Origin of the sequence: Cronobacter sp. JZ38 (genome assembly GCF_008932145.1) — a bacterium.
In the GTDB taxonomy this organism is placed as follows: domain Bacteria; phylum Pseudomonadota; class Gammaproteobacteria; order Enterobacterales; family Enterobacteriaceae; genus Cronobacter; species Cronobacter muytjensii.
Window position 1 is genome coordinate 2,586,703 of the sequence record NZ_CP017662.1, and the last position, 22,562, is coordinate 2,609,264.

Here is a 22,562-nt window from a genome sequence, read left to right on the forward strand (position 1 = left end):
TTTTATGCGCTCTGGCACAATAATTATTCTGGATCTTTCCTTTTGCTAAACAGGTTGTCTATGGAAAAGAAGCTTGGCCTCGCCGCGTTAACCGCGCTTGTTTTAAGTTCCATGCTGGGTGCCGGGGTATTCAGTCTGCCGCAGAATATGGCCGAGGTGGCAAGTCCGGCGGCGCTGCTGATTGGCTGGGGGATCACCGGTGTGGGGATCCTGCTGCTGGCGCTCGCGATGCTGCTGTTAACCCGTCTGCGCCCTGACCTCGACGGCGGCATCTTTACCTACGCCCGCGAAGGGTTTGGCGAGCTGGTCGGCTTCTGCTCCGCGTGGGGTTACTGGCTGTGCGCGGTGATTGCCAACGTCTCGTATCTGGTCATCGTTTTCTCCGCCCTGAGCTTCTTTACCGACTCCCCCGAACTGCGCCTCTTTGGCGACGGCAACACCTGGCAGGCGATCGTCGGCGCTTCCGTCTTACTGTGGATCGTGCATTTTCTCGTGCTGCGCGGCGTCCAGACAGCGGCAAGCATTAACCTTGCGGCAACGCTTGCGAAGCTGGTGCCGCTCGGCCTGTTTGTGGTGCTGGCGGTTATAGCCTTCCGCCTGCCTACCTTTACGCTCGATTTTACCGGCATCGACCTCGGTGTGCCCGTCTGGGAGCAGGTGAAAAACACCATGCTCATTACGCTGTGGGTGTTTATCGGCGTGGAAGGCGCGGTGGTGGTCTCGGCCCGCGCGCGCAATAAAAAAGATGTCGGCATGGCGACACTGCTCGCGGTCCTCGCCGCGCTCACTGTTTATCTGCTGGTCACCCTGCTGTCGCTTGGCGTGCTGGCGCGTCCGGAGCTGGCGCAGATGCGCAACCCCTCAATGGCGGGCCTGATGGTCAATATGATGGGATCCTGGGGCGAAGTGATTATCGCCGCCGGGCTTATCGTCTCCGTATGCGGCGCCTACCTGAGCTGGACGATTATGGCCGCCGAAGTGCCGCTGCTGGCCGCGCAGTATAAAGCGTTCCCGCGTCTTTTTGCCCGCCAGAACGCGCGCAACGCGCCGTCGGCGTCGCTGTGGCTTACAAACGCCAGCGTGCAGATTTGCCTGGTGCTGATCTGGGCGACCGGCTCCGATTACAACACGCTGCTTACCATCGCCTCAGAGATGATTCTGGTGCCCTATTTCCTTGTCGGCGCCTACCTGCTGAAAATCGCCCGTCGTCCGATGCATCAGGCGATTGCTGTCGGGGCGTGCATTTATGGCCTATGGTTGCTGTATGCCTCAGGCCCGATGCATTTACTGCTTTCCGTGGTGCTGTACGCGCCTGGCGTGTTGTTCTTCCTCTACGCGCGCCGCACCCATGTGGAAAACGTGGCGCTGAAAGGACAGGAGAAAGTGGTCATTGGTCTGTTGCTGGTCGCCGCGTTGCCGGCTACCTGGATGCTGGTGCGCTAATCTCCCTGTCCCCTTAGCTTAAGGAGAGTCATGGTGAAAAAACTGGATAAGCCCATCGTAATCACCGGCGCAGGCCGCCGAATCGGTCTCGCGCTGGCGCACCATTTCCTGGCGCAGCATCATGATGTGATTGTCAGCTACCGCACCCGCTACCCGGCGATCGACGTGCTGGAAGAGGCGGGCGCGGTCTGCATTGAGGCGGATTTCTGCCATGACGAGGGCATTCTCGCCTTTGCGGACGCAGTAAAAGCGCGCACCACCCATATCCGCGCGCTGCTGCACAACGCCAGCGCCTGGCAGGACGAAAGCCCCGGCGTGCCGCCGTCCGAGGTACTGTGCGCCATGTTGCAAATTCATGTACACGCGCCCTATCTCCTGAACTTCGCCCTTGAGCCGCTGCTGCGCGGCCAGGGCCACGCCGCCTGCGATATTATTCACTTTACCGATTACGTCGTGGAGCGCGGCAGCGACAAGCATATCGCCTACGCCGCCAGCAAAGCGGCGCTCGATAACCTCACCCGCTCGTTCGCCCGCAAGCTCGCGCCGGAAGTGAAAGTGAACGCCATCGCGCCGTCGCTCATCCTCTTTAATGAGCATGACGATCCGCAATACCGCCAGAAAGCGCTTAACAAGTCGCTGATGAAAATCGCCCCCGGCGAAAAAGAGATTATCGACCTGGTGGATTATCTGCTCACCAGCCGTTACGTCACCGGACACAGCTACCCCGTAAACGGCGGCCGCCCGTTGCGTTAACCTGTTGAGCCACCGTTGCTGGCGCGCCGCGCCCGCCCGGTGTATCCTGGTGTTTTTACCGCAACGCAGAGTGCTATGAGCAAGATCGTTTTTGTTGAAGATGACCCGGAAGTCGGCGAGCTTATTGCCGCCTATCTGGGCCGCCATGATATCGATGTGATTGTCGAAAGCCGCGGCGATCGCGCCGAGGCGGTCATTGAACGCGAGAACCCGGATCTGGTGCTGCTGGATATTATGCTGCCGGGCAAAGACGGCATGACCCTGTGCCGCGATCTGCGCACCCACTGGCACGGGCCGGTAGTGTTGCTGACCTCGCTTGACAGCGATATGAACCACATCCTTTCGCTCGAAATGGGCGCCAGTGATTACATTCTGAAAACCACGCCGCCTGCCGTGCTGCTGGCGCGTCTTCGGCTGCATCTGCGTCAGCATATGGCCGCGCCCGCGCCTGGTGAAACGGCCCCGACGCGCCAGCCGCATAAAGCGCTGCGTTTCGGCACGCTGTGCATCGACCCGCTGAACCGCCAGGTGACGCTGGCAGGCGAGCAGGTCGCGCTTTCCACGGCGGATTTTGACCTGTTATGGGAGCTCGCCACCCATGCGGGACAGATCATGGACCGCGACGCGCTGTTAAAAAACCTGCGCGGTGTGAGCTATGACGGACTGGATCGCAGCGTGGATGTCGCGATTTCACGGCTGCGTAAAAAGCTTAATGACAGCGCCACCGAGCCGTATCGGATTAAAACCGTGCGCAATAAAGGGTATCTGTTCGCGCCGCATGCCTGGGAAAGCGAAGCGTAACTGCCGCGCCGCGCCGCGCAAAAGCGCGGCGCAACTGCTGTCTTAAATCTGCGCCATGCCGCCATCCACAAACAGCTCGACGCCGTTCACATAGCTCGCCTCGTCTGACGCCAGAAACAGCACCGCTTTTGCTATCTCAGCCGGCAGGCCAACGCGCCCGAGCGGGATCTGCGTGAGAAAATCTTTTTTCACGCGCTCGGCCTCTTCGCCACCGCCAAAGAGCGCATTAAGCCCTGCCGTTTCGGTGACGCCGGGGCTGATGGCGTTGACGCGGATATTACGGTCTTTGAGATCGAGCACCCAGTTGCGGGCGAAACTGCGCACTGCCGCTTTGGTCGCCGAATAGACGCTGAATGCGGGCGTGCCGCTGACGCTTGTGGTCGATGATGTCAGAATAATCGACGCCCCGTCGCGCAACAGCGGCAGCGCTTTCTGTACGGTCAAGAGCACGCCTTTGACATTGGTGTCGAATGTCTCGTGATAATGCGCTTCGGAAATGGCGCCCAGCGGCGCGAATTCGCCGCCGCCCGCGTTAGCGAAGACGACATCGATATGGCTGTGGCGCTGTTGAACGACCTCATACAGGCGGTCGATATCGGCAAGCTGGCTCATATCGCCGCGCACACCTGTGACGTTGTCACCTAGCTGACTCAGCGCCTCGTCCAGCGCCGCCTGACGGCGCCCGGTGATAAACACCTGCGCGCCTTCGTCAGCAAACGCTTTGGCTGTTGCCAGCCCAATGCCGCTGGTGCCGCCAGTCACAATAACCACTTTATTGCCAAAACGTGCGTTCATCATTTTCTCCTCAGTGAATGTAACGAAACGTCCTGGGCTGAGAATAAGCCCTTCCCATCAGGCTGTGTACCAGGACAAAATGGCACCCTGCGTTCTGTCTGAGGAACGATAATGCAACCCGATCTCAACGACTATTTTTACTATGCCGAAGTGGTAAACCACGGCGGGTTTGCTGCGGCGAGCCGCGCGCTGAAGCAGCCGAAATCAAAACTAAGCCGCCGTGTGGCGGGGCTTGAGGCACAGCTTGGCGTGCGGCTGATTGAGCGCTCCAGCCGCCGCTTTCGCGTGACCGATATCGGCCAGGCGTTTTATGAACAGTGTTGCGCTATGCTGCTGGAGGCGGAAAAAGCCCAGGCGGTGATAGCGCAGGCGCATAAAGAGCCGCAGGGTGTGGTGCGCTTCAGCTGCCCGACCGGGCTGGTAGAAATTATCTCGACTACGCTACCCGCGTTTATGAACCGCTACCCGCAAGTCAGGCTGCAAATCATCGCGATTGACCGGCCTGTCGACCTGATAGAAGAGCGCATTGATATCGCACTGCGCGTGCGCACGGAGCTTGCGAGCGACGCGGAGCTCATCATGCGCTCGCTGGGCACGTCGAGCCGCATCCTGGTGGCCAGCCCAACGCTTGCTAACCAGTTAACGGGCAATATCGACAGCCTCGCCTGCTACCCGACGCTCGGCACCAGTGACGAACCCGGAGAAATCAGCTGGGCGCTGGAACATGAACAGGGCAAGCGCTGTCTGATTCGCCATCAGCCGCGGCTGAGCTGTGGCGATTTCACGGCGATCCGCGCGGCGGCGATAGCGGGCCTTGGCATTGCGCTGCTTCCGGATCACGTCTGCGCGCAGGCGCTTAAAAGCGGTGAACTGGTACAGGTTTATCGCGGCTGGCAGGGGCAGCGAGGTATTGTGCATCTTGTGTTTACCACGCGCCGCGGTCTGCCGCCCGCGGTCAGGGCGTTTATCGACCACCTGGCAGCGAACTTTCCGCACACGACATCGGTCATCAAATAACCGCGCCGCGCGGACGAGAGATTGTCATGAAAAAACTCTTTATCCAGTTCTATTTGCTGCTATTTGTCTGCTTTCTGGTGATGACGATGCTGGTCGGGCTGGTCTATAAATTCACCGCCGAACGCGCGGGCCGCCAGTCGCTGGACGACCTGATGAAAAGCTCGCTCTACCTGATGCGCAGCGAGCTGCGGGAAATTCCGCCGCATGAATGGAACAAAACCATTAAAGAACTGGATTTAAACCTGTCGTTTAAGCTGCGGATCCAGCCGCTCAGCCAGTTTCATCTCGATGACATCAACAGCCGCCGTCTGCGCGAGGGCGAGATTGTGGCGCTGGACGATGAATATACGTTTATCCAGCGTATTCCGCGCAGCCACTACGTGCTCGCCGTCGGCCCGGTGCCGTATCTCTATTTTCTGCATCAGATGCGGCTGCTGGATATCGCGCTGATTGCGCTGATTGCGATTTCGCTGGCGCTGCCGGTGTTTATCTGGATGCGGCCCCACTGGCAGGAGATGTTGCGCCTGGAGGCGGCGGCGCAGCGGCTCGGCGACGGACACCTTGATGAACGCATTCATTTTGATAAAGCCTCGGGCTTCGCGCGGCTCGGCGTGGCGTTCAACCAGATGGCGAATAACATTAACGCACTGATTGCCAGCAAAAAACAGCTTATTGACGGCATCGCTCATGAACTGCGCACTCCGCTGGTGCGGCTGCGCTACCGGCTGGAGATGAGCGATAACCTGAGCGCGGCGGAGTCGCAGGCGCTAAACCGCGATATCGGTCAGCTCGAAGCGCTCATTGAGGAGCTTTTGACCTATGCGCGGCTCGACCGCCCGCAAACGGAACTGCACCTGACGCACCCGGCGCTGTCCCGCTGGCTGCATGAGTATGTCGATGACGCGCGCTCGCTGCACCCGGAACGCGAGCTGGTGCTGGCTCGCGTTGATGAAGGCGATTACGGCGCGCTCGATATGCGCCTGATGGAGCGCGTGCTGGATAATCTGGTGAATAACGGGCTGCGTTACAGCGAACAGCGGCTGAGGATCGGGTTATCGCTGCAGGGCGCGCAGGCGACGCTTGAAGTGGAAGACGACGGCCCCGGCATTCCGGAAGAAGAACGCAGCCGGGTATTCGAGCCGTTTGTGCGTCTCGACCCGAGCCGCGATCGCGCTACGGGCGGCTGCGGCCTCGGGCTCGCCATCGTACAGTCGATCGCCACGGCGATGAGCGGCCAGGTGAGCGTCGCGCAGAGCACGCTCGGCGGCGCGCATTTTCGTTTCAGTTGGCCAGTAGTGCCTGATGACGCGTAATTTCGGGGTGCGCGAGATTGAGCCGGTTGTCGATGGCGGGTGCGCTGCGCTTGCCCGCCCTGCACGCAGCCAGGTTATGACATACATATGCGAAGCAACTGGCGGGATGGCGGCTGACAACATACCTGCATGAACGGAGTGGGAGCATGGCGGGTGCGTTTGCCTGCCCTGTACGTCTGAGGCATGCCACGCGTAAGGGGGTTAAGCGAAGCGCCATCCGCTGTTTCGCCCTCTCACTTACCGTTCTCACCTCGCCCGCGCCACATGAACACGTTTTAACGCCCATTCTCCTCTGCGCCCCCATCCTACCTGCCCGACTTTTTAATTCGCTATGGCTAAACCCGGCGAAACTGTGCTAAATATGTAGTATGTTGTAACTAATGAGAGATCATCATGGCCCGTTACGATCTGGTTGAACGCCTCAATATCACTTTTCGTGAGTTAGAACACGCGCTGATGGAAATGCGCGATGGCCTTGCGGCCTGTCGCCTGCTGGCGGGACGGGTATTCACTCTGCCGGAAGTGGAAAAAGGCAAAGAGCACGATCCGTTACTCACTATCGCCGTGACGCAAAAAATCGGCAAAGAGGCGCAGGAGGCGGCGCTGCGCCACTTTACGCACCTGTTTATCCAGCAGCAGTCGGAGAAACGCAGCAGCAAGGCGGCGGTGCGCCTGCCTGGCGCGGTCTGCTTTAGCGTTGATGACGCAAAGCATAAGGCGCTGCACGCGCTGGCTGAGAAAATCAACACGCTCAAAACCCAGCTCGAAGAGATCATCACCGTGGAATCGGGCCTGCCCTCCACCCAACGTTTTGAGTGGGTACACCGCTATCTGCCGGGGCTTATTACGCTCAATGCCTACCGCCGTCTGACGGTGCTGGATAATCCGGCCACGCTGCGCTTCGGCTGGGCTAATAAACACATCATTAAAAACCTGACGCGTGATGAAGTGCTGGCGATGCTGGAGCGCGGGCTTAAAGCGCCGCGCGCGGTGGGCGGGCTAACCAAAGAGCAGTGGCACGCGAGGCTGACGCAGGAGTACAACGATATCGCGGCGCTGCCGCAAAAAGCGCGGTTAAAAATCAAGCGCCCGGTGAAGGTGCAGCCGGTGGCGCGGGTCTGGTATGCGCAAAACCAGCGACAGGTGCAGTATGCCTGCCCGTCGCCGCTGATTGTGCTGTGCCACGCCACGCGCGGCGGCGCGGTGCCGGATATCGGCGAGCTGCTTGATTACGACGCGGAAAACGTCCAGCACCGCTATAAGCCGCAGGCGGAAGCGCTCGTCATGATGATCCCCCGCCTGCACCTCTACCTCGCGCCCTGATCAGGGCTTCATGCTGCCCACCATTTCTTCCGGGCGCACCCAGGCGTCAAACTCCTCCTCGCTGAGATAACCGAGTTTCAGCGCGGAGGCCTTGAGCGTCAGCCCCTCTTTATGCGCTTTCTTGGCGATTTCCGCCGCTTTGTCGTAGCCGATATGGGTGTTGAGCGCGGTCACCAGCATCAGCGATTCGTTAAGCAACTGGCTGATGCGGTCGCGGTTCGGCTCAATGCCGACCGCGCAGTGGTGGTTGAAGCTCTCCATGCCGTCCGCCAGCAGACGCACCGATTGCAGGAAGTTATGGATAACCATCGGGCGAAAGACGTTAAGCTCGAAGTTACCCATCGCCCCGCCCATATTCACCGCCACGTCATTGCCCATGACCTGACAGCAGAGCATGGTGAGCGCTTCGCACTGGGTCGGGTTGACTTTGCCCGGCATGATGGAAGAACCCGGCTCGTTTTCAGGAATAGAGATTTCGCCGATGCCGCAGCGCGGGCCGCTTGCGAGCCAGCGTACATCGTTCGCGATTTTCATCAGCGAGGCCGCGAGTCCTTTGAGCGCGCCGTGGGCCTGCACCAGCGCGTCGCAGGTGGCGAGCGCCTCGAATTTATTGGGCGCGGTCACGAACGGCTGGCCGGTGAACGCAGCAAGCTCTTTCGCCACGCGTTCGGCATATTCCGGGTGGGTATTGAGCCCGGTGCCGACGGCCGTGCCGCCGAGCGCCAGCTCCGCCAGGTGCGGCAGGCTGTTATCGATGTGCTTAAGATTGTGCTCAAGCATCGCCACCCAGCCGGAGATCTCCTGGCCGAGCGTCAACGGCGTGGCGTCCTGCAGATGGGTTCGACCAATTTTCACGATATCGCTAAAGGCGCTCGCCTTGTCGCTGAGCGTCTTGTGCAGTACCCGGAGTTGCGGAATAAGCTGTTCGCGCAGGGCGATAACCGCCGCGACGTGCATCGCCGTCGGGAAAACGTCGTTTGAGCTCTGGCTTTTGTTGACGTCGTCATTCGGGTGCACTTTACGGGCCATACCGCGCTCGCCGCCGAGAATTTCGCTCGCCCGATTGGCCAGCACCTCGTTCATGTTCATGTTGGTCTGGGTGCCGGAGCCGGTCTGCCAGATAGCAAGCGGGAATTCGTCCGGGTGCGCGCCTTCCAGCACCTCATCCGCCGCGTTGATGATGGCGTCGCCGCGCTCGGCAGGCAGCAGGCCGAGATCCATGTTGACCTTCGCGGCGGCGCGTTTCGTCAGCGCCAGCGCCTGGATAAGCGCCGTGGGCATTTTCTCGGTAGAGATACGGAAATGCTCCAGCGAACGCTGCGTTTGCGCGCCCCAGAGTTTATCGGCCGGCACGTCGATTGCGCCCATGGAATCTTTTTCACTGCGGTAGGCGGTCATTACTTTCTCCTTGATAACAAAGATGGGATAGCTCACAGGCTTAAGGAATAAGTATTGATGCGTTAAAAAAACCTGCACGGCGCTTTGTGCGCTCTTGTGGGGTGGTTCTGTGTCGATGGTGGGATTTCGGGCGGCGGCGTCGCCTTACCCGACATACACATAACGGCAATTAAGGCCGGGTGAGCGCAGCCGCCCACCCGGCAAGGCGTTACATTACTTCAGGCACGCCGAGCACTGCCCGGACTGGATCTGCTGGAAGAAATCGTTGCCTTTGTCATCCACCAGGATAAACGCCGGGAAATCTTCCACCTCGATTTTCCAGATAGCTTCCATACCGAGCTCCGGATATTCAACGCACTCCAGATGCCGGATGCTGTTCTGCGCCAGTACCGCCGCCGGGCCGCCAATGCTGCCGAGGTAGAAACCGCCATGTTTTTTACAGGCGTCAGTCACCTGCTGACTGCGGTTGCCCTTGGCGAGCATAATCATGCTGCCGCCGTGAGACTGTAGCAGATCCACGTAAGAATCCATGCGTCCGGCGGTGGTCGGGCCGAGCGACCCGGAGGCGTACCCTTCCGGCGTTTTGGCCGGGCCCGCGTAGTAGACAGGATGATCTTTGACGTACTGCGGCAGCCCCGCGCCGCTGTCGATGCGCTCTTTAAGCTTCGCGTGCGCGATATCGCGCGCCACGATGATAGTGCCGGAGAGCGACAGACGCGTGGAAACCGGGTACTGCGACAGCTGCGCCAGGATCTCGCTCATCGGACGGTTGAGATTGACCCGCACCGCTTCGCCCTCGCCGGCGCGACGCAACGCCTCTGGAATATATTTGCCGGGGTTGCTTTCGAGCTTTTCTATCCAGATGCCATCGCGGTTGATTTTGGCTTTGATGTTGCGGTCCGCGGAGCACGAGACGCCCATACCTACCGGGCAGGACGCGCCGTGGCGCGGCAGACGGATCACACGAATATCGTGCGCGAAATATTTGCCGCCAAACTGCGCGCCGAGGCCGAGATTGCGCGCCTCCTGCAACAGCTCCTCTTCAAGCTTAACGTCGCGGAACGCCTGGCCGTGCTCGTTCCCTTCGGTCGGCAGGCCGTCATAATATTTGGTCGAGGCGAGTTTGACCGTTTTCAGCGTCGCCTCCGCCGAGGTGCCGCCAATGACAAAGGCCACGTGGTACGGCGGGCAGGCCGCGGTGCCGAGCGTGCGCATTTTCTCCACCAGATACGCTTTCAGTTTGCCAGGCGTCAGCAACGCTTTGGTTTCCTGGTAGAGATAGGTTTTGTTGGCGGAGCCGCCGCCTTTGGCGATGCAGAGGAATTTATACTCGTCGCCGTCGACGCTGTAGAGATCAATCTGCGCCGGCAGGTTGGTGCCGGTGTTGACCTCTTTGTACATATCCAGCGCCGCGTTTTGCGAATAGCGCAGGTTATCCTGCGTGTAGGTCTCATAGACACCCTGCGCCAGCGCGGCTTCATCGCCGCCGCCGGTCCAGACGCGCTGGCCTTTTTTACCCATGATGATCGCGGTGCCCGTATCCTGGCAGGTCGGCAGAATGCCTTTGGCGGCAATCTCCGAGTTGCGCAGGAATTGCAGCGCCACATATTTATCGTTTTCGCTGGCTTCCGGGTCGCTCAGAATATCTGCCACCTGCTGTTGATGCGCCGGGCGCAGCATAAACGAGGCGTCGTGGAAGGCGTGGCGAGCCAGCAGCGTCAGCGCCTGCGGCTCGACTTTCAGGATTTCCTGACCTTCAAATTCGGAAACGGAGACGTGATCGCGGGTTAACAGATAATACTCGGTCTCGTCCTTTTTCAGTGGAAAAGGCTCTTGCCAGAAGAAGGGTTTACCAGACATTGCACTCTCACTTACAGCTTCAGTTATGAAATGTGTCGTCCGCCACATGGTCCATGTGCGGCATGAAAAAGCGAGTCGCCACATGGTACACAATTTTTTAACAAAAACTGAGACTAAACCGACTTTTTGCCCAGCCGGGTTACATCAGTCCGCTTTATTGGTTTAATACCAAAAAACTTTTTTCCTCCGAATACAGGGACTGATCATGCAGAAACTCATTAACTCGGTGCAGAACTATGCCTGGGGCAGTAAAACAGCGTTAACGGAACTTTATGGCGTGGAAAACCCGGACGGCCTGCCGATGGCGGAGCTGTGGATGGGCGCTCACCCGAAGAGCAGTTCACAGGTGCAGGACGCGCAGGGCAACATCCGCGCGCTGCGTGATGTGATCGACGCCGATAAAACCGCCCTGCTCGGCGAGCAGGTGGCAGCGCGCTTCGGTGAGCTGCCGTTCCTGTTTAAAGTGCTGTGCGCCGATCAGCCGCTCTCCATTCAGGTGCACCCGAACAAGCAAGCCTCTGAAGAAGGCTTCGCGCGTGAAAACGCGGCGGGTATTCCGCTGGACGCCGCCGAGCGGAACTACAAAGATCCGAACCACAAGCCGGAGCTGGTGTTCGCCCTGACGCCGTTCCTCGCCATGAACGCGTTTCGTGAGTTTTCTGAGATTGTCTCCCTACTCCAGCCTGTCGCGGGCGCGCATACCGCCATCGCGCATTTCCTGGCCGCCCCGGACGCTGACCGCCTGCGTGAGCTCTTCGCCGGGCTTCTGAATATGCAGGGTGAGGAGAAATCCCGCGCGCTGGCGGTACTGAAAGCAACCGTCGAGAGCCAGCAGGGCGAGCCGTGGGACACCATTCGCTTTATCGCGCAGTTTTACCCGGACGACAGCGGGCTTTTCTCGCCGCTGCTGCTGAACGTGGTGAAACTCAACCCTGGCGAGGCGATGTTCCTGTTCGCCGAAACGCCGCACGCGTATCTCCAGGGCGTGGCGCTGGAGGTGATGGCGAACTCCGACAACGTGCTGCGCGCGGGCCTGACCCCGAAATATATCGATATTCCGGAACTGGTCGCCAACGTGAAATTTGTTGCCAAACCGGCGGCGCGGCTGCTGACGCAACCTGAGCAACACGGCGCAACGCTTAATTTCCCGATCCCGGTCGAGGATTTCGCCTTCTCGCTGCACGATCTCGGCACGCAGCCTGAGCGCCTGGCGCAGGCGAGCGCGGCCATTCTTTTTTGCGTCGAAGGGGAAGCGGTGCTCAGCAAAGATGACCAGCGCCTGACGCTGAAACCGGGCGAATCCGCTTTCGTGGCGGCGAATGAATCGCCGGTCAGCGTGAGCGGCGTGGGTCGTCTCGCGCGCGTATATAATAAGCTCAACTAAGTTACTGATCTTTTAAGCAAGGATTGCTAAGCTTGGTAACATCTTTGCCAGTCATGCCAGACGGACCGCCGTCTGGCTTCGTTTTAAGGGAACTGAACTATGAAAAAATCGCTGGTCGCCGTGGGCGTGATTGTCGCTCTCGGGGTTATCTGGACAGGTGGCGCGTGGTACACCGGTAAGCAGTTTGAAAAACATGTCGGCGAAATGGTCGCCGAAGCCAACGCGCAGCTTAAGCTCAGCGCGCCGCAGGCCGGGCTTGAGCTTGGCTACCAGGATTACCAGCGCAGCCTGTTCAGCAGCCATCTGCAACTGGTGGTCAAACCCGCGGCGGGCCAGCAGGAAGCGCTGCTGAAGCCGGGCCAGAGCGTGGTGCTGGATCAGGTAGTGAGCCACGGTCCGTTCCCGCTGGCCGATCTGAAAAAGCTCAATATTCTGCCAGCGATGGCGTCGGTGCATACCACGCTTGTGAACAATGACACCACCAAAGCGCTGTTTGATATGGCGAAAGGCAAATCGTTCGCCGATGTGCAGACCCGTATTGGCTACGGCGGCGCGACCTCCAGCGATATCAAGCTCCAGGCGCTGAACTATGATACCCCGGATGAGAAAGTGGCGTTCAGCGGCGGTGATTTCCAGCTTGATGCCGACAAAGACGGCAATGACGTGAGCCTTAAAGGCGAAGCGGACAGCGGTCTGGTTAACGCCGTCAACGAATACGGCCAGCATGTGCAACTCACCTTCAACGGCCTGAAAACTGACGGCAACACAAAGATGACCAGCTTTAAAGAGCGCGTTGGCGAGCAGAAGCTGAGCCTCGAAAAACTGGCGATCGCGATTGAAGGTCAGGAGATGGCGCTGCTGGAAGGCATCAGCCTGAACGGCAAGTCTGACGTGGCGAAAGATGGCAAAAGCATCGACAGCCAGATGGATTACGCCATGAACAGCCTGAAAGTGCAGAATCAGGATCTTGGCAGCGGCAAGATGACGCTGAAAATCGGCAACATCGACGGCCAGGCGTGGCACCAGTTCAGCCAGCAGTATAACGAGCGTAGCCGGGCGCTGATGGCGCAACCGGGCATTATGGATAATCCGGAGCTTTATCAGCAACAGGCCACTGAGATCCTCGTCTCTTCGCTGCCGCTGCTGCTGAAAGGCAACCCGGTGATTACCGTCGCGCCGCTGAGCTGGAAAAACGCCAAAGGCGAAAGCACCTTTAACCTGTCGCTGTTCCTGAAAGATCCGAGCCAGGCGCCGGTGAGCGCCGCGCAGACCAGTCCGGCGGAGCAGCTTGATCGCGTGGTGAAAAGCCTCGACAGCAAGCTGGTTATTCCGGTGGATATGGCGACCGAGATGATGACCCAGGTCGCGAAACTGGAAGGCTATCAGCAGGCGGACGCCGAGAAACTGGCGGGCCAGCAGGTGAAAGGCCTGGCGGCGATGGGCCAGATGTTCCGCATCACCACCATGCAGGACAACAGCATTGTGACCAGCCTGCAGTACGCAAACGGTCAGGTGAACCTGAACGGTCAGAAAATGCCGCTCGCAGAGTTTATCGGCATGTTCGGCCTGCCGGGTCTTACCGCACCAGAGCCGCAGGCGATGCCGGAGCTCGACGCGCCGGGCGCGGCCCCTGCCCCTGCGCCGCGAGGCCCTGCGCTTTCCGTCCCGCAGCAGTAAAAAAGAAAACGGCCTCCCGGGAGGCCGTTTTTTTTGGCGCGTCTTAACGGTACGCCACCAGCCGTGGCCCGATGATAAGGCTCCCCGCCGGCTCATCGCCGTGCTGAATGCGCTGCAGGATCCGCTCCGCCACGCAGTGGCCCATTTCACGCGCAGGCGTCGTCACCCACGTTAGCGGAACTTCATCAAGCCGCTCTTCCGGCACGTCGGCGAACGCCGCCAGCGTGACGCTGTTTTCGAAATAGCTCTCATACCCCGCCTCTCCGCTCTGCCGCCCGGCACGCATCAGGCCAAACCAGGCACCCATCGCGACGGTGCTGTTATGGCACAGCACGGCGGTGATGGTCGGGTTAACGCGCAGGAGTTCGGTAATGGCTTCCGCCGCGGGTTTCTGCCCCGGCTGACACTCGACAATCCATTCGCTGTGAAACGGCAGCCCGTACTGCAACAGCGTCGCGCAGTAGCCGCCGAGCCGTTCAGCGCGGGTCAGTGAGGAACTCGCGCCGCCCAGCCAGGCGATGCGCTGATGGCCGCGACGGATAAGATGTTCGGTGACCAGACGCGCCGCCTGCTGGTTATCAGGCCGGACCGTGTCCACTTCATCGTGATGGCTGGCGCGCGAGGCGAACAGCAGTGGAATGCCGCGCCCACGAGCCTGCGCCTGCCACGACGCGCCCGGCCCGCCGCCGCCTGCCACTACCACGCCATCCACGCCGTGATCGAGCAGCGTATCGAGGCAGCGCTGCATCCGGGCTTCATCACGCCCGCCCTGCAACAGAAACAGCATCCGCCCCTGGGCCTCCAGCGCCTCGGAAAGCCCGGCGGTCAGTTCGGCGTAAAACGGCGTGGTGAGATCGCGCACAATCAGCCCGACAACGCCGCTTGGCCCGCCGCGCAACGCCGACGCCTGGCGGTTGCGCACAAACCCTAACTGCTCAATGGCGTCGTTTACCCGCTGCCCGGTCGCGCTGGAGATACGACCTTTGCCGCTCAGCACCAGCGACACGGTGGCAACGGACACGCCCGCCGCCTGCGCGACATCATTGATAGTGATTCTTTTCGCCTGTGTCATTGACTACGCTTTTGCTCCGCTCCTGCCAGATAAAACCTTTTACCTGAAACGCTATTATAGCCGTCAGGCCTGGGTAATGTTCTGTGATTCAACGCGCATTAAACTTTGGTAAAACGTTTTATCTTGCAATCCTTCGTTCAGGCGATGGATCATTTAACGCGAGGAGTCGTTTATGACGGCGAACACGGTACAAAAAATCACGCTATGGGGATTTATGCAGCAGCTCGGCAAAACATTTATGTTGCCGGTGGCGCTGCTGTCGTTTTGCGGCATTTTGATGGGCATCGGCAGTTCGCTCAGTAGTCATGACGTCATTACGCTGATGCCGTTTCTCGGCAACAGCGTGTTGCAGCTCATTTTCACCTGGATGAGCAAAATGGGCTCGTTCGCCTTCAGTTTCCTGCCGGTGATGTTCTGTATTGCCATTCCGCTGGGGCTGGCGCGTGAAAATAAAGGCGTGGCGGCGTTCGCCGGGTTTGTGGGCTACGCGGTGATGAACCTGGCGGTCAATTTCTGGCTGACCGCAAAAGGCATCTTACCGACTGAGGACCCGGCGCTGCTGAAGGCCAGTAACGTGCAGTCGGTGCTCGGCATTCAGTCCATCGACACCGGCATTCTGGGTGCGGTGATCGCGGGCGTGATAATCTGGCTGCTGCACGAGCGCTTCCATAAAGTGCGCCTCCCGGACGCGCTGGCCTTTTTTGGCGGCACGCGTTTTGTACCGATCGTCACCACGGTGGTGATGGGCCTGGTCGGGCTGACCATTCCGCTGATCTGGCCGTTTTTTGCTAAAGGTATCAACGCGCTGGGCTGGCTTATCAACAGCGCCGGAAGCTTCGCGCCGATGATTTTCGGCACCGGCGAGCGCCTGCTGCTGCCGTTTGGTTTGCAGCATATTCTGGTGGCGCTGATTCGCTTTACCGAGGCGGGCGGCACGCTGGATGTCTGCGGGCAGAGCGTCTCTGGCGCGCTGACTATCTTCCAGGCGCAGCTGAATTGCCCTGCCTCGCACGGCTTTGCCGAAAGCGCGACGCGCTTCCTCTCGCAGGGCAAAATGCCGGCGTTCCTGGGCGGCCTGCCGGGGGCGGCGCTGGCGATGTACCACTGCGCGCGCCCGGAGAACCGTCATAAAATCAAGGGGCTGTTGATTTCCGGCGTCATCGCCTGTGTGGTCGGCGGCACCACGGAGCCGCTGGAATTCCTGTTCCTGTTCGTGGCCCCGGCGCTTTATCTCATCCACGCGCTGCTGACAGGGCTTGGCTTTACCATGATGGCGGTACTCGGCGTCACTATCGGCAATACCGACGGCAATATTATCGATTTCGTGGTCTTTGGCGTGCTGCACGGGCTGTCGACCAAATGGTACTGGGTGCCGGTGGTGGCAGGCGTCTGGTTCGCCGTCTATTACGCGATTTTCCGCTTCGCGATTACCCGCTTTAATATCAAAACGCCGGGCCGGGAGGCTGAAAGCGCGACGGCAAGCGTCGTCACGTCAGGCGTTAGCGGAAAATCGGGCTATGACGTGCCGGCTATTCTGAAGGCGCTCGGCGGTGCGGAAAATATCACGTCGCTGGATAACTGCATTACGCGTCTGCGCCTCACGGTCAAAGAGATGTCACGGGTGGACAGCGCAGCGCTTAAGGCGAATCGCGCTATCGGCGTGGTGCAACTTAACCAGCATAATTTGCAGGTGGTCATTGGCCCGCAGGTGCAGTCGGTGAAAGATGAAATGGACAGCCTGATGCATTCGGTACAGGCGTAAACGCGGGAGGCAGAATGTACGATTTTTCACAGGCCGTGGATCGCCGCGGCACCTGGTGCACCCAGTGGGATTATGTCGCTGACCGTTTCGGCGTGGACGATTTGCTGCCCTTTACTATCTCGGATATGGATTTTCCGACCGCGCCCTGCGTGCTGGAGGCGGTTTCGACGCGGCTCGCCCACGGCGTGCTCGGCTACAGCCGCTGGCAAAATCCGGATTTTACCGGCGCGGTCGCGCACTGGTACGCCACGCGTTTTGGCAGCCAGATTGCGCCCAAAACCCTGGTTTACGGTCCGTCGGTTATCTATATGGTGTCGCAACTGATTCGCCAGTGGTCGACGCCAGGCGACGAAGTGCTTATCCACACGCCCGCCTATGACGCCTTCCCGAAGGCCATCGAAGGCAACGGGCGGCGAGTGCTGAGCGCCCCGCTCACGCTGACCGATGCGGGCTGGCGGTGCGATATGCGCGCGCTGGAAGCCCGGCTGGCGCGCCCGACCTGCAAAATTATGCTATTGTGCAGCCCGCATAACCCGACCGGTAAAGTCTGGCGGCGTGAAGAGCTGGAGGCGATGGCCGCGCTCTGCGCGCGTTATGACGTGCGGGTCATCAGCGATGAAATCCATATGGATATGGTCTGGCAGGGGCATCAGCATATCCCCTGGTGCGACGTCGGTCAGGGGCGCTGGGCGCTGTTCTCGTCGGCGTCCAAAAGCTTTAACATTCCGGCGCTGACCGGCGCGTGGGGGCTTATCGCGCACGATGATGACCGCAACGCGTATTTCCAGGCGCTGAAAGGCCGCGACGGGCTCTCCTCACCTGCCGTGTTATCGCTGGTGGCGCATATCGCCGCGTATCGTGAAGGCGCGCCCTGGCTCGACGCGCTGCGTGGCTATCTTCAGGACAACCTGCGTTTTGTGGCGCAGCGCCTTAACGATGCATTTGCGCAACTGCGCTGGCAGCCGCCAGAGGCGACCTATCTCGCATGGATCGACCTGCGACCCCTCGGCATCGATGACGATGCCTTACAGCAGGCGCTGATTATGCGCGAAAAGGTCGCCATTATGCCCGGCACCACCTATGGCGAAGAGGGGCGCGGCTTTATTCGCCTGAATGTTGGGTGTCCACGCAGCAAACTGGAACAGGGCGTCGAGCGGCTTATTTGCGCAATTCGGTCACTTTGAACGCAAAAGGGGCCCTTCCGGGCCCTCTTTTGTTGCGCAACGTAGCTTTCCGGTCGCAAATATTTTTATAATGGTATGCACTTTATTCTAAAAAAGAGTGCCATCATGATTGATACCCGCCTTCCCCTTACCGACCTTCATCGTCATCTCGACGGCAATATCCGCGCGCAGACCATTCTCGACCTCGGCCGCCAGTTTAATTTAGCCCTGCCCGCCGATACGCTGGAGACGCTGCGCCCGCATGTGCAGATCACCAAAAACGAACCGGATCTGGTGAGCTTTCTTGCCAAACTTGACTGGGGCGTGAAGGTGCTAGGCTCCCTCGAAGCGTGCCGCCGCGTAGCGTATGAGAATATGGAAGACGCCGCGCGTCACGGCCTGCATTATGTGGAATTGCGTTTCTCGCCAGGTTATATGGCGATGACGCACAACCTGCCGGTGGCAGGCGTCGTGGACGCCGTTATCGACGGCGTGCGTCAGGGCAGCCGTGATTTCGGCGTTGAGGCCCGTTTAATCGGCATCCTCAGCCGTACTTTCGGCGAAGAGGCCTGCGTGGCGGAGCTCGACGGCCTGCTGGCGCACCGCGACCACATTACCGCGCTGGATCTGGCGGGCGATGAACTGGGTTTCCCCGGCAGCCTGTTCCTGAACCACTTTAACCGCGGCCGCGACGCGGGCTGGCGCATCACCGTTCACGCCGGCGAAGCCGCAGGCCCGGAGAGCATCTGGCAGGCGATCCGCGAGCTTGGCGCCGAGCGTATCGGTCACGGCGTGAAAGCGGTGGAAGATCCTGCGCTGATGGATTTCCTGGCGGAACAGGGTATCGGCATTGAGTCCTGCCTGACGTCCAATATCCAGACCAGCACAGTGGCGTCGCTGGCGCATCACCCGCTGAAGACATTCCTGGAGCATAATATTCTTGCGACCATTAACACCGACGATCCGGGCGTTCAGGGCGTGGACATCGGGCATGAGTATCAGGTCGCGGCCCCGGCAGCGGGCCTGAGCGCGGCGCAGATCCGCACCGCGCAGGAGAATGGCCTTAAAATCGCGTTCCTGTCGGACGCGGAAAAACAGGCGCTGATGGAGAAAGTCAGCGCGGCGTAAAGCCGCGCCGTCAGGTCAGGAGGCCGACGCCTTCTGGCCTGTTTTTTGTTCATTGCGCCGGGCGTAGCGTTGGGCCATTACCGCGCAGACCATCAGCTGGATCTGATGGAAAATCATCAGCGGCAGCACCATTATCCCCACCTGACTTGCCGGAAACAGCACATTTGCCATCGGCACGCCGTTCGCCAGGCTTTTCTTGGAGCCGCAGAAAACGATAGTTATCTCATCAGCTTTATTAAAACCAAGCAGTCGCGCCGACCAGATGTTGATCACCAACACCAGCGTCAGCAGCACCACCGACAGCACGACGACCGCCAGCAACGCCATACCGGTCACCTGATGCCAGATCCCCTGCACTACCGCCTCGCTGAAAGCGACATAGACCACCAGCAAAATGGATGAGCGGTCAGTCATATTGATAAGCTTTTTATGACGGTCGACCCAACGCCCAATCAGCGGTCGCGAGAGGTGGCCGATCACAAACGGCACCATCAACTGCAGCACGATTTTGCCGATAGCGTCGAGCGTATTGGTATCGCCCTGCTGAGCCTGCATCATCACACCCACCAGCACCGGCGAGAGGAAAATCCCGAGAATGCTGGACGCCGAGGCGCTGCACACCGCCGCCGCCACGTTGCCGCGCGCCACAGAAGTAAAAGCAATGGCCGACTGTACCGTCGCGGGAAGGGCGCAGAGATAGAGGAAGCCCAGATAGAGCGACGGCGGCAGCACGCTGTGCGGAATAAACTGCATCGCCAGGCCCAGCAACGGGAACACCATGAAGGTGCTGATAAACACCACCAGGTGCAGCCGCCAGTGGCCCATGCCAGCCAGTATCGCCTCGCGGGAGAGCTTTGCGCCATGCATAAAGAACAGCAGCGCAATGGCGGCCGTGGTGAGGTATTCAAAAACCGTTTTGACGCGCCCTTCGCAAGGGAACAGCGAGGCGACGATCACGACGCCAATCATAATCAATAAAAATGTGTCGATTTTCAGGCGCTTCAGCCAGCTCATTATCGGTTCCTTGTCATGTTGCAGATAGGTTTACTTTGCAACAAAAAGCCAGGCCTTGCGAGTCATGCGGGGAAAACCTTGCGTGTGAGTGAGGTGCCGTTGAAGGAAGTTTAGCGGCGGCAAGATACACAACGCCCCGGCAGCAAGGCCGGGGCGGAATCACTTAGCCACGCAAACAGACCGCCGCGCGGCGCTTCGCGGATTCGATGCCCGCTTCGATAAGTTCCATCACCACAATAGCCTGGCTTGCCGGAACCGGGTTTTCGCCTTCGCCGCGAATGGCGCTGCGCACGCCTGCATAGTAGGCCGGATAGTTGCCCGGCACGGTCAGCAGAGTCTGTTCATCCAGCATCTCGCTGTTCGCAAGCGTCAGCACGCCGTCGCGCATGTCGTACCCCCAGTTCTCCTGCGGCGGACGCACGCCTGATTTCAGGCTCTCTTCTTGCGGATCGAGCCCGAACTTCACGTAGCTGCCGCGGGTGCCGTGGACGATGTAGCGTGCGGATTCCGCCGCCGCCAGCATGGTGCCGTGCAGCACGACGCGCCGCTCCGGATAGGCCAGTACCGCGTGAAAATAGTCGGTGGCCTGCGCGCTCGGACGCAGTTCAGCCAGATCGACATAGATGCTGACCGGCAACCCGAACAGCTGCACCGCCTGATCCAGCAGATGCGGCGCCAGATCGTACCAGATACCGCTGCCCGGCCCCGCCTGCTCGCGCCAGCGGTCGCGCACCTGAGGACGGAAGCGGTCGAAATGGGATTCAAAATAGGCGATTTCACCGATCTGCCCTTCGGCGATGATCTGTTTGAGCGTCAGGAAATCGCTATCCCAGCGGCGATTGTGAAAAACCGAGAGCACCAGCCCCAGGCTTTTCGCCAGGGTTTCCAGCTCGCGCGCCTGTGACAGCGTGACGGTAAAAGGTTTATCCACCACCACATGTTTGCCGGCTTCCAGCGCAGCTTTCGCCAGCGGGAAGTGGGTATCATTCGGCGTGGGAATGACAATCAGATCGAGATGCGGATCGTTGAACAACTGTTTGGGTTCAGACACGACGGGCATTCCCGGCCAGTCCGCATGCACTTTGGCGGCATCGCTACTGGAAATCGCGGCGAGCTCCATGCCTGGCGTACCGGCGATAAGCGGCGCATGAAAGGTTTTACTGGCGTAGCCGTAACCGATTAATCCCACCCGGACGATATCGTTCATGTTCATTCCTCTGCTGAGTTAACCTGGGTATTTGACACTATTCGCCAGCGCGCCTCAACGGTTTCCTGACCATAAGTAAATAAACGGTTTATTTCAGAATTTTCATCAGTTTTCTGACGGCGTAAAGCGCATTTTCCGCAAAGACAACCGTAATGGCATAAATGCCTTCGTCTCCGAGTTACGCTAACAATGCGTGAGCGAATTATTGTTTTGGTGAAATAAGCAACATACTTTAAAAGAAATAACGTGCTGTTTATCGCGCAATTAATGGCGCACAAAAAACAGTGAATAAAAGATAAGCACGTCCGGAGGATGAGTGAAAACCCCTGGAAATGGCTGGGGTCTTCCTGACCCCCATTAAACCTGAAGCCCGGTGCGGCGTGGTCAGCCAGGTTTACATATTGTCTTAAAAAGGCGGCGACCAGCGCGCGTCAGGATATTGCCAGCTCCGTCGAAGCACGTTACTCTTTCGCATCCTAAAGCGCTGGGCCTGCGTTAATTCTCAAGGAAAACTCTTAAATGTTATTCAGGCTTTTATTAAACCTGCATAACGACGTTTTTGCGTTTATTCTTTACCCGGCCCGCCTTTCCCGGCGAATTCTCTTTATTATTTTATTGCGCGGATAACGATTAACATGACCGTTCAGGACTATTTATTAAAGTTTCGTAAAATCAGCACGCTTGAAAGTCTGGAAAAATTGTTCGATCACCTTAATTACACCCTGACCGACAATCAGGAGATCATCAATATGTATCGCGCCGCAGATCACCGCCGCGCGGAACTGGTGTCGGGCGGGAGACTGTATGACCTGGGCCAGGTGCCGAAAACCGTCTGGCGTTACGTCCAGTAAGCCGCAAAGGTGGCATTCAGACAGAAAATCTTTATAATCTTTGCGCTGTAATTATTCTTTAGCCATTTGTTGAATTTATATCCCGGGAGGTAATATGACCGACGCGTCGCCTGTGCGCATCGGAGGCTGGTTGCTTGCCCCTCTCGCCTGGTTATTGATGTCGTTACTCAGCACCACGCTTGCCGTCGCACTCTATGTGATGGGGCTTGCTTCTTTGCAGCTCCATCAAACGCTCAGCGCGCAGGGGACCTCCGGCGTGCTTTTCTGGTATGGCTCAATGCTGTGCGCGATGGCGATGTGGGGGTATACGCTCTGGCTGACTATCGCCTTTTTCAAACGTCGTCAGGGCGTACCGCGCCACTATATTATCTGGCTGCTGCTGACCGTCCTGCTGGCGATTAAATCTTTTGCGTTCTCGCCGGTGAGCGACGCGCTGGCCGTGCGTCAGCTGCTGTTTCCGCTGCTGGCGGCTGCGCTTCTGGTGCCCTATTTCAAGCGCTCCGTTCGGGTGAAGCAGACGTTTGTCAGGGCAAAATAACCTTACAGATTCTCCGTTGTCGCACCCTGTCGGATGTCCGATAATGGGCGGCTTTTTTCGTTT

19 protein-coding genes are annotated in these 22,562 nt (G+C 59.1%); 13 read left to right on the plus strand and 6 right to left on the minus strand.

The genetic code is table 11. From position 1 onward, the window contains the following. Positions 1-60 precede the first annotated feature (60 nt). From BJP61_RS12355 to rstA, 3 genes are all read left to right on the plus strand, one after another. A complete protein-coding gene (locus BJP61_RS12355; protein WP_038863122.1) occupies positions 61-1,443 on the plus strand; it encodes an amino acid permease in 1,383 nt (460 codons plus the stop codon). Between the two features lie 30 nt (positions 1,444-1,473). After that, positions 1,474-2,196 carry a dihydromonapterin reductase gene (gene folM / locus BJP61_RS12360; protein WP_038863123.1) on the plus strand — a complete coding sequence of 241 codons (723 nt, stop codon included), beginning with the start codon at positions 1,474-1,476 and terminating at the stop codon, positions 2,194-2,196. A 75-nt stretch (positions 2,197-2,271) separates the two neighbouring features. Beyond that, positions 2,272-2,997, plus strand: coding sequence for a two-component system response regulator RstA (gene rstA / locus BJP61_RS12365; RefSeq protein ID WP_038863125.1), 726 nt, complete (start codon positions 2,272-2,274; stop codon positions 2,995-2,997). A gap of 42 nt (positions 2,998-3,039) precedes the next feature. Here rstA and BJP61_RS12370 read toward each other — a convergent pair whose 3' ends face one another. Then, positions 3,040-3,792 carry a glucose 1-dehydrogenase gene (locus BJP61_RS12370; RefSeq protein ID WP_171999321.1) on the minus strand — a complete coding sequence of 251 codons (753 nt, stop codon included), beginning with the start codon at positions 3,790-3,792 and terminating at the stop codon, positions 3,040-3,042. A 111-nt stretch (positions 3,793-3,903) separates the two neighbouring features. On the opposite strand from BJP61_RS12370, the gene BJP61_RS12375 reads away from it, so the two are divergent. The 3 genes from BJP61_RS12375 (at position 3,904) to tus (ending at position 7,445) form a co-directional block, all read left to right on the plus strand. After that, positions 3,904-4,809: a LysR substrate-binding domain-containing protein gene (locus BJP61_RS12375; RefSeq protein ID WP_171998462.1), complete on the plus strand. Its 906-nt coding sequence runs from the start codon at positions 3,904-3,906 to the stop codon at positions 4,807-4,809. 26 nt (positions 4,810-4,835) lie between these two features. Continuing rightward, the gene (gene rstB, locus BJP61_RS12380; protein ID WP_075192084.1) at positions 4,836-6,122 is read left to right on the plus strand and encodes a two-component system sensor histidine kinase RstB; all 1,287 of its coding nucleotides are present in this window, start codon (positions 4,836-4,838) and stop codon (positions 6,120-6,122) included. A gap of 393 nt (positions 6,123-6,515) precedes the next feature. Further along, positions 6,516-7,445: a DNA replication terminus site-binding protein gene (gene tus / locus BJP61_RS12385; protein WP_038863131.1), complete on the plus strand. Its 930-nt coding sequence runs from the start codon at positions 6,516-6,518 to the stop codon at positions 7,443-7,445. On the opposite strand, the gene fumC is transcribed toward tus, so the two are convergent. Both fumC and fumA read right to left on the minus strand, forming a co-directional pair. After that, entirely contained in the window at positions 7,446-8,843 is a 1,398-nt protein-coding gene (gene fumC, locus BJP61_RS12390; RefSeq protein ID WP_161578972.1) for a class II fumarate hydratase, read from the minus strand. It abuts the gene before it with no gap. A 213-nt stretch (positions 8,844-9,056) separates the two neighbouring features. Beyond that, a complete protein-coding gene (gene fumA / locus BJP61_RS12395; RefSeq protein ID WP_075192086.1) occupies positions 9,057-10,703 on the minus strand; it encodes a class I fumarate hydratase FumA in 1,647 nt (548 codons plus the stop codon). A gap of 205 nt (positions 10,704-10,908) precedes the next feature. On the opposite strand from fumA, the gene manA reads away from it, so the two are divergent. Together manA and BJP61_RS12405 are read left to right on the plus strand one after the other, a co-directional pair. Beyond that, positions 10,909-12,087, plus strand: a complete 1,179-nt coding sequence (gene manA, locus BJP61_RS12400; RefSeq protein WP_171998463.1) for a mannose-6-phosphate isomerase — start codon at positions 10,909-10,911, stop codon at positions 12,085-12,087. 99 nt (positions 12,088-12,186) lie between these two features. Further along, a complete protein-coding gene (locus BJP61_RS12405) occupies positions 12,187-13,764 on the plus strand; it encodes a YdgA family protein (protein ID WP_171998464.1) in 1,578 nt (525 codons plus the stop codon). A gap of 43 nt (positions 13,765-13,807) precedes the next feature. Here BJP61_RS12405 and BJP61_RS12410 read toward each other — a convergent pair whose 3' ends face one another. Continuing rightward, positions 13,808-14,836 (minus strand): Mal regulon transcriptional regulator MalI, encoded by a 1,029-nt coding sequence (locus BJP61_RS12410; RefSeq protein ID WP_038863137.1) that lies wholly within the window; start codon positions 14,834-14,836, stop codon positions 13,808-13,810. 172 nt (positions 14,837-15,008) lie between these two features. Here BJP61_RS12410 and malX point away from each other — a divergent pair, with 172 nt between their 5' ends. The 3 genes from malX to add all read left to right on the plus strand — a co-directional run bounded on the left by malX (position 15,009) and on the right by add (position 18,889). Then, on the plus strand, positions 15,009-16,598 hold the full coding sequence (malX, locus tag BJP61_RS12415) for a maltose/glucose-specific PTS transporter subunit IIBC (RefSeq protein ID WP_038863138.1): 1,590 nt from the start codon (positions 15,009-15,011) through the stop codon (positions 16,596-16,598). A 14-nt stretch (positions 16,599-16,612) separates the two neighbouring features. Further along, positions 16,613-17,782 carry a MalY/PatB family protein gene (locus BJP61_RS12420; protein ID WP_171998465.1) on the plus strand — a complete coding sequence of 390 codons (1,170 nt, stop codon included), beginning with the start codon at positions 16,613-16,615 and terminating at the stop codon, positions 17,780-17,782. A gap of 105 nt (positions 17,783-17,887) precedes the next feature. Beyond that, positions 17,888-18,889, plus strand: a complete 1,002-nt coding sequence (gene add / locus BJP61_RS12425) for an adenosine deaminase (RefSeq protein WP_171998466.1) — start codon at positions 17,888-17,890, stop codon at positions 18,887-18,889. Positions 18,890-18,904: 15 nt separating this feature from the next. Here the strand turns inward: add and BJP61_RS12430 are convergent, their stop codons facing one another. Both BJP61_RS12430 and BJP61_RS12435 read right to left on the minus strand, forming a co-directional pair. Continuing rightward, positions 18,905-19,903: a bile acid:sodium symporter family protein gene (locus BJP61_RS12430; protein ID WP_075192092.1), complete on the minus strand. Its 999-nt coding sequence runs from the start codon at positions 19,901-19,903 to the stop codon at positions 18,905-18,907. Between the two features lie 163 nt (positions 19,904-20,066). Then, on the minus strand, positions 20,067-21,110 hold the full coding sequence (locus BJP61_RS12435) for an oxidoreductase (RefSeq protein WP_171998467.1): 1,044 nt from the start codon (positions 21,108-21,110) through the stop codon (positions 20,067-20,069). Between the two features lie 635 nt (positions 21,111-21,745). On the opposite strand from BJP61_RS12435, the gene ydgT reads away from it, so the two are divergent. Continuing rightward, complete coding sequence (gene ydgT, locus BJP61_RS12440) at positions 21,746-21,961, plus strand: transcription modulator YdgT (protein WP_007663080.1); 216 nt, start codon at positions 21,746-21,748, stop codon at positions 21,959-21,961. Positions 21,962-22,055: 94 nt separating this feature from the next. Then, complete coding sequence (locus tag BJP61_RS12445; protein ID WP_171998468.1) at positions 22,056-22,499, plus strand: DUF2569 domain-containing protein; 444 nt, start codon at positions 22,056-22,058, stop codon at positions 22,497-22,499. The last annotated feature ends 63 nt before the right edge of the window (positions 22,500-22,562 follow it).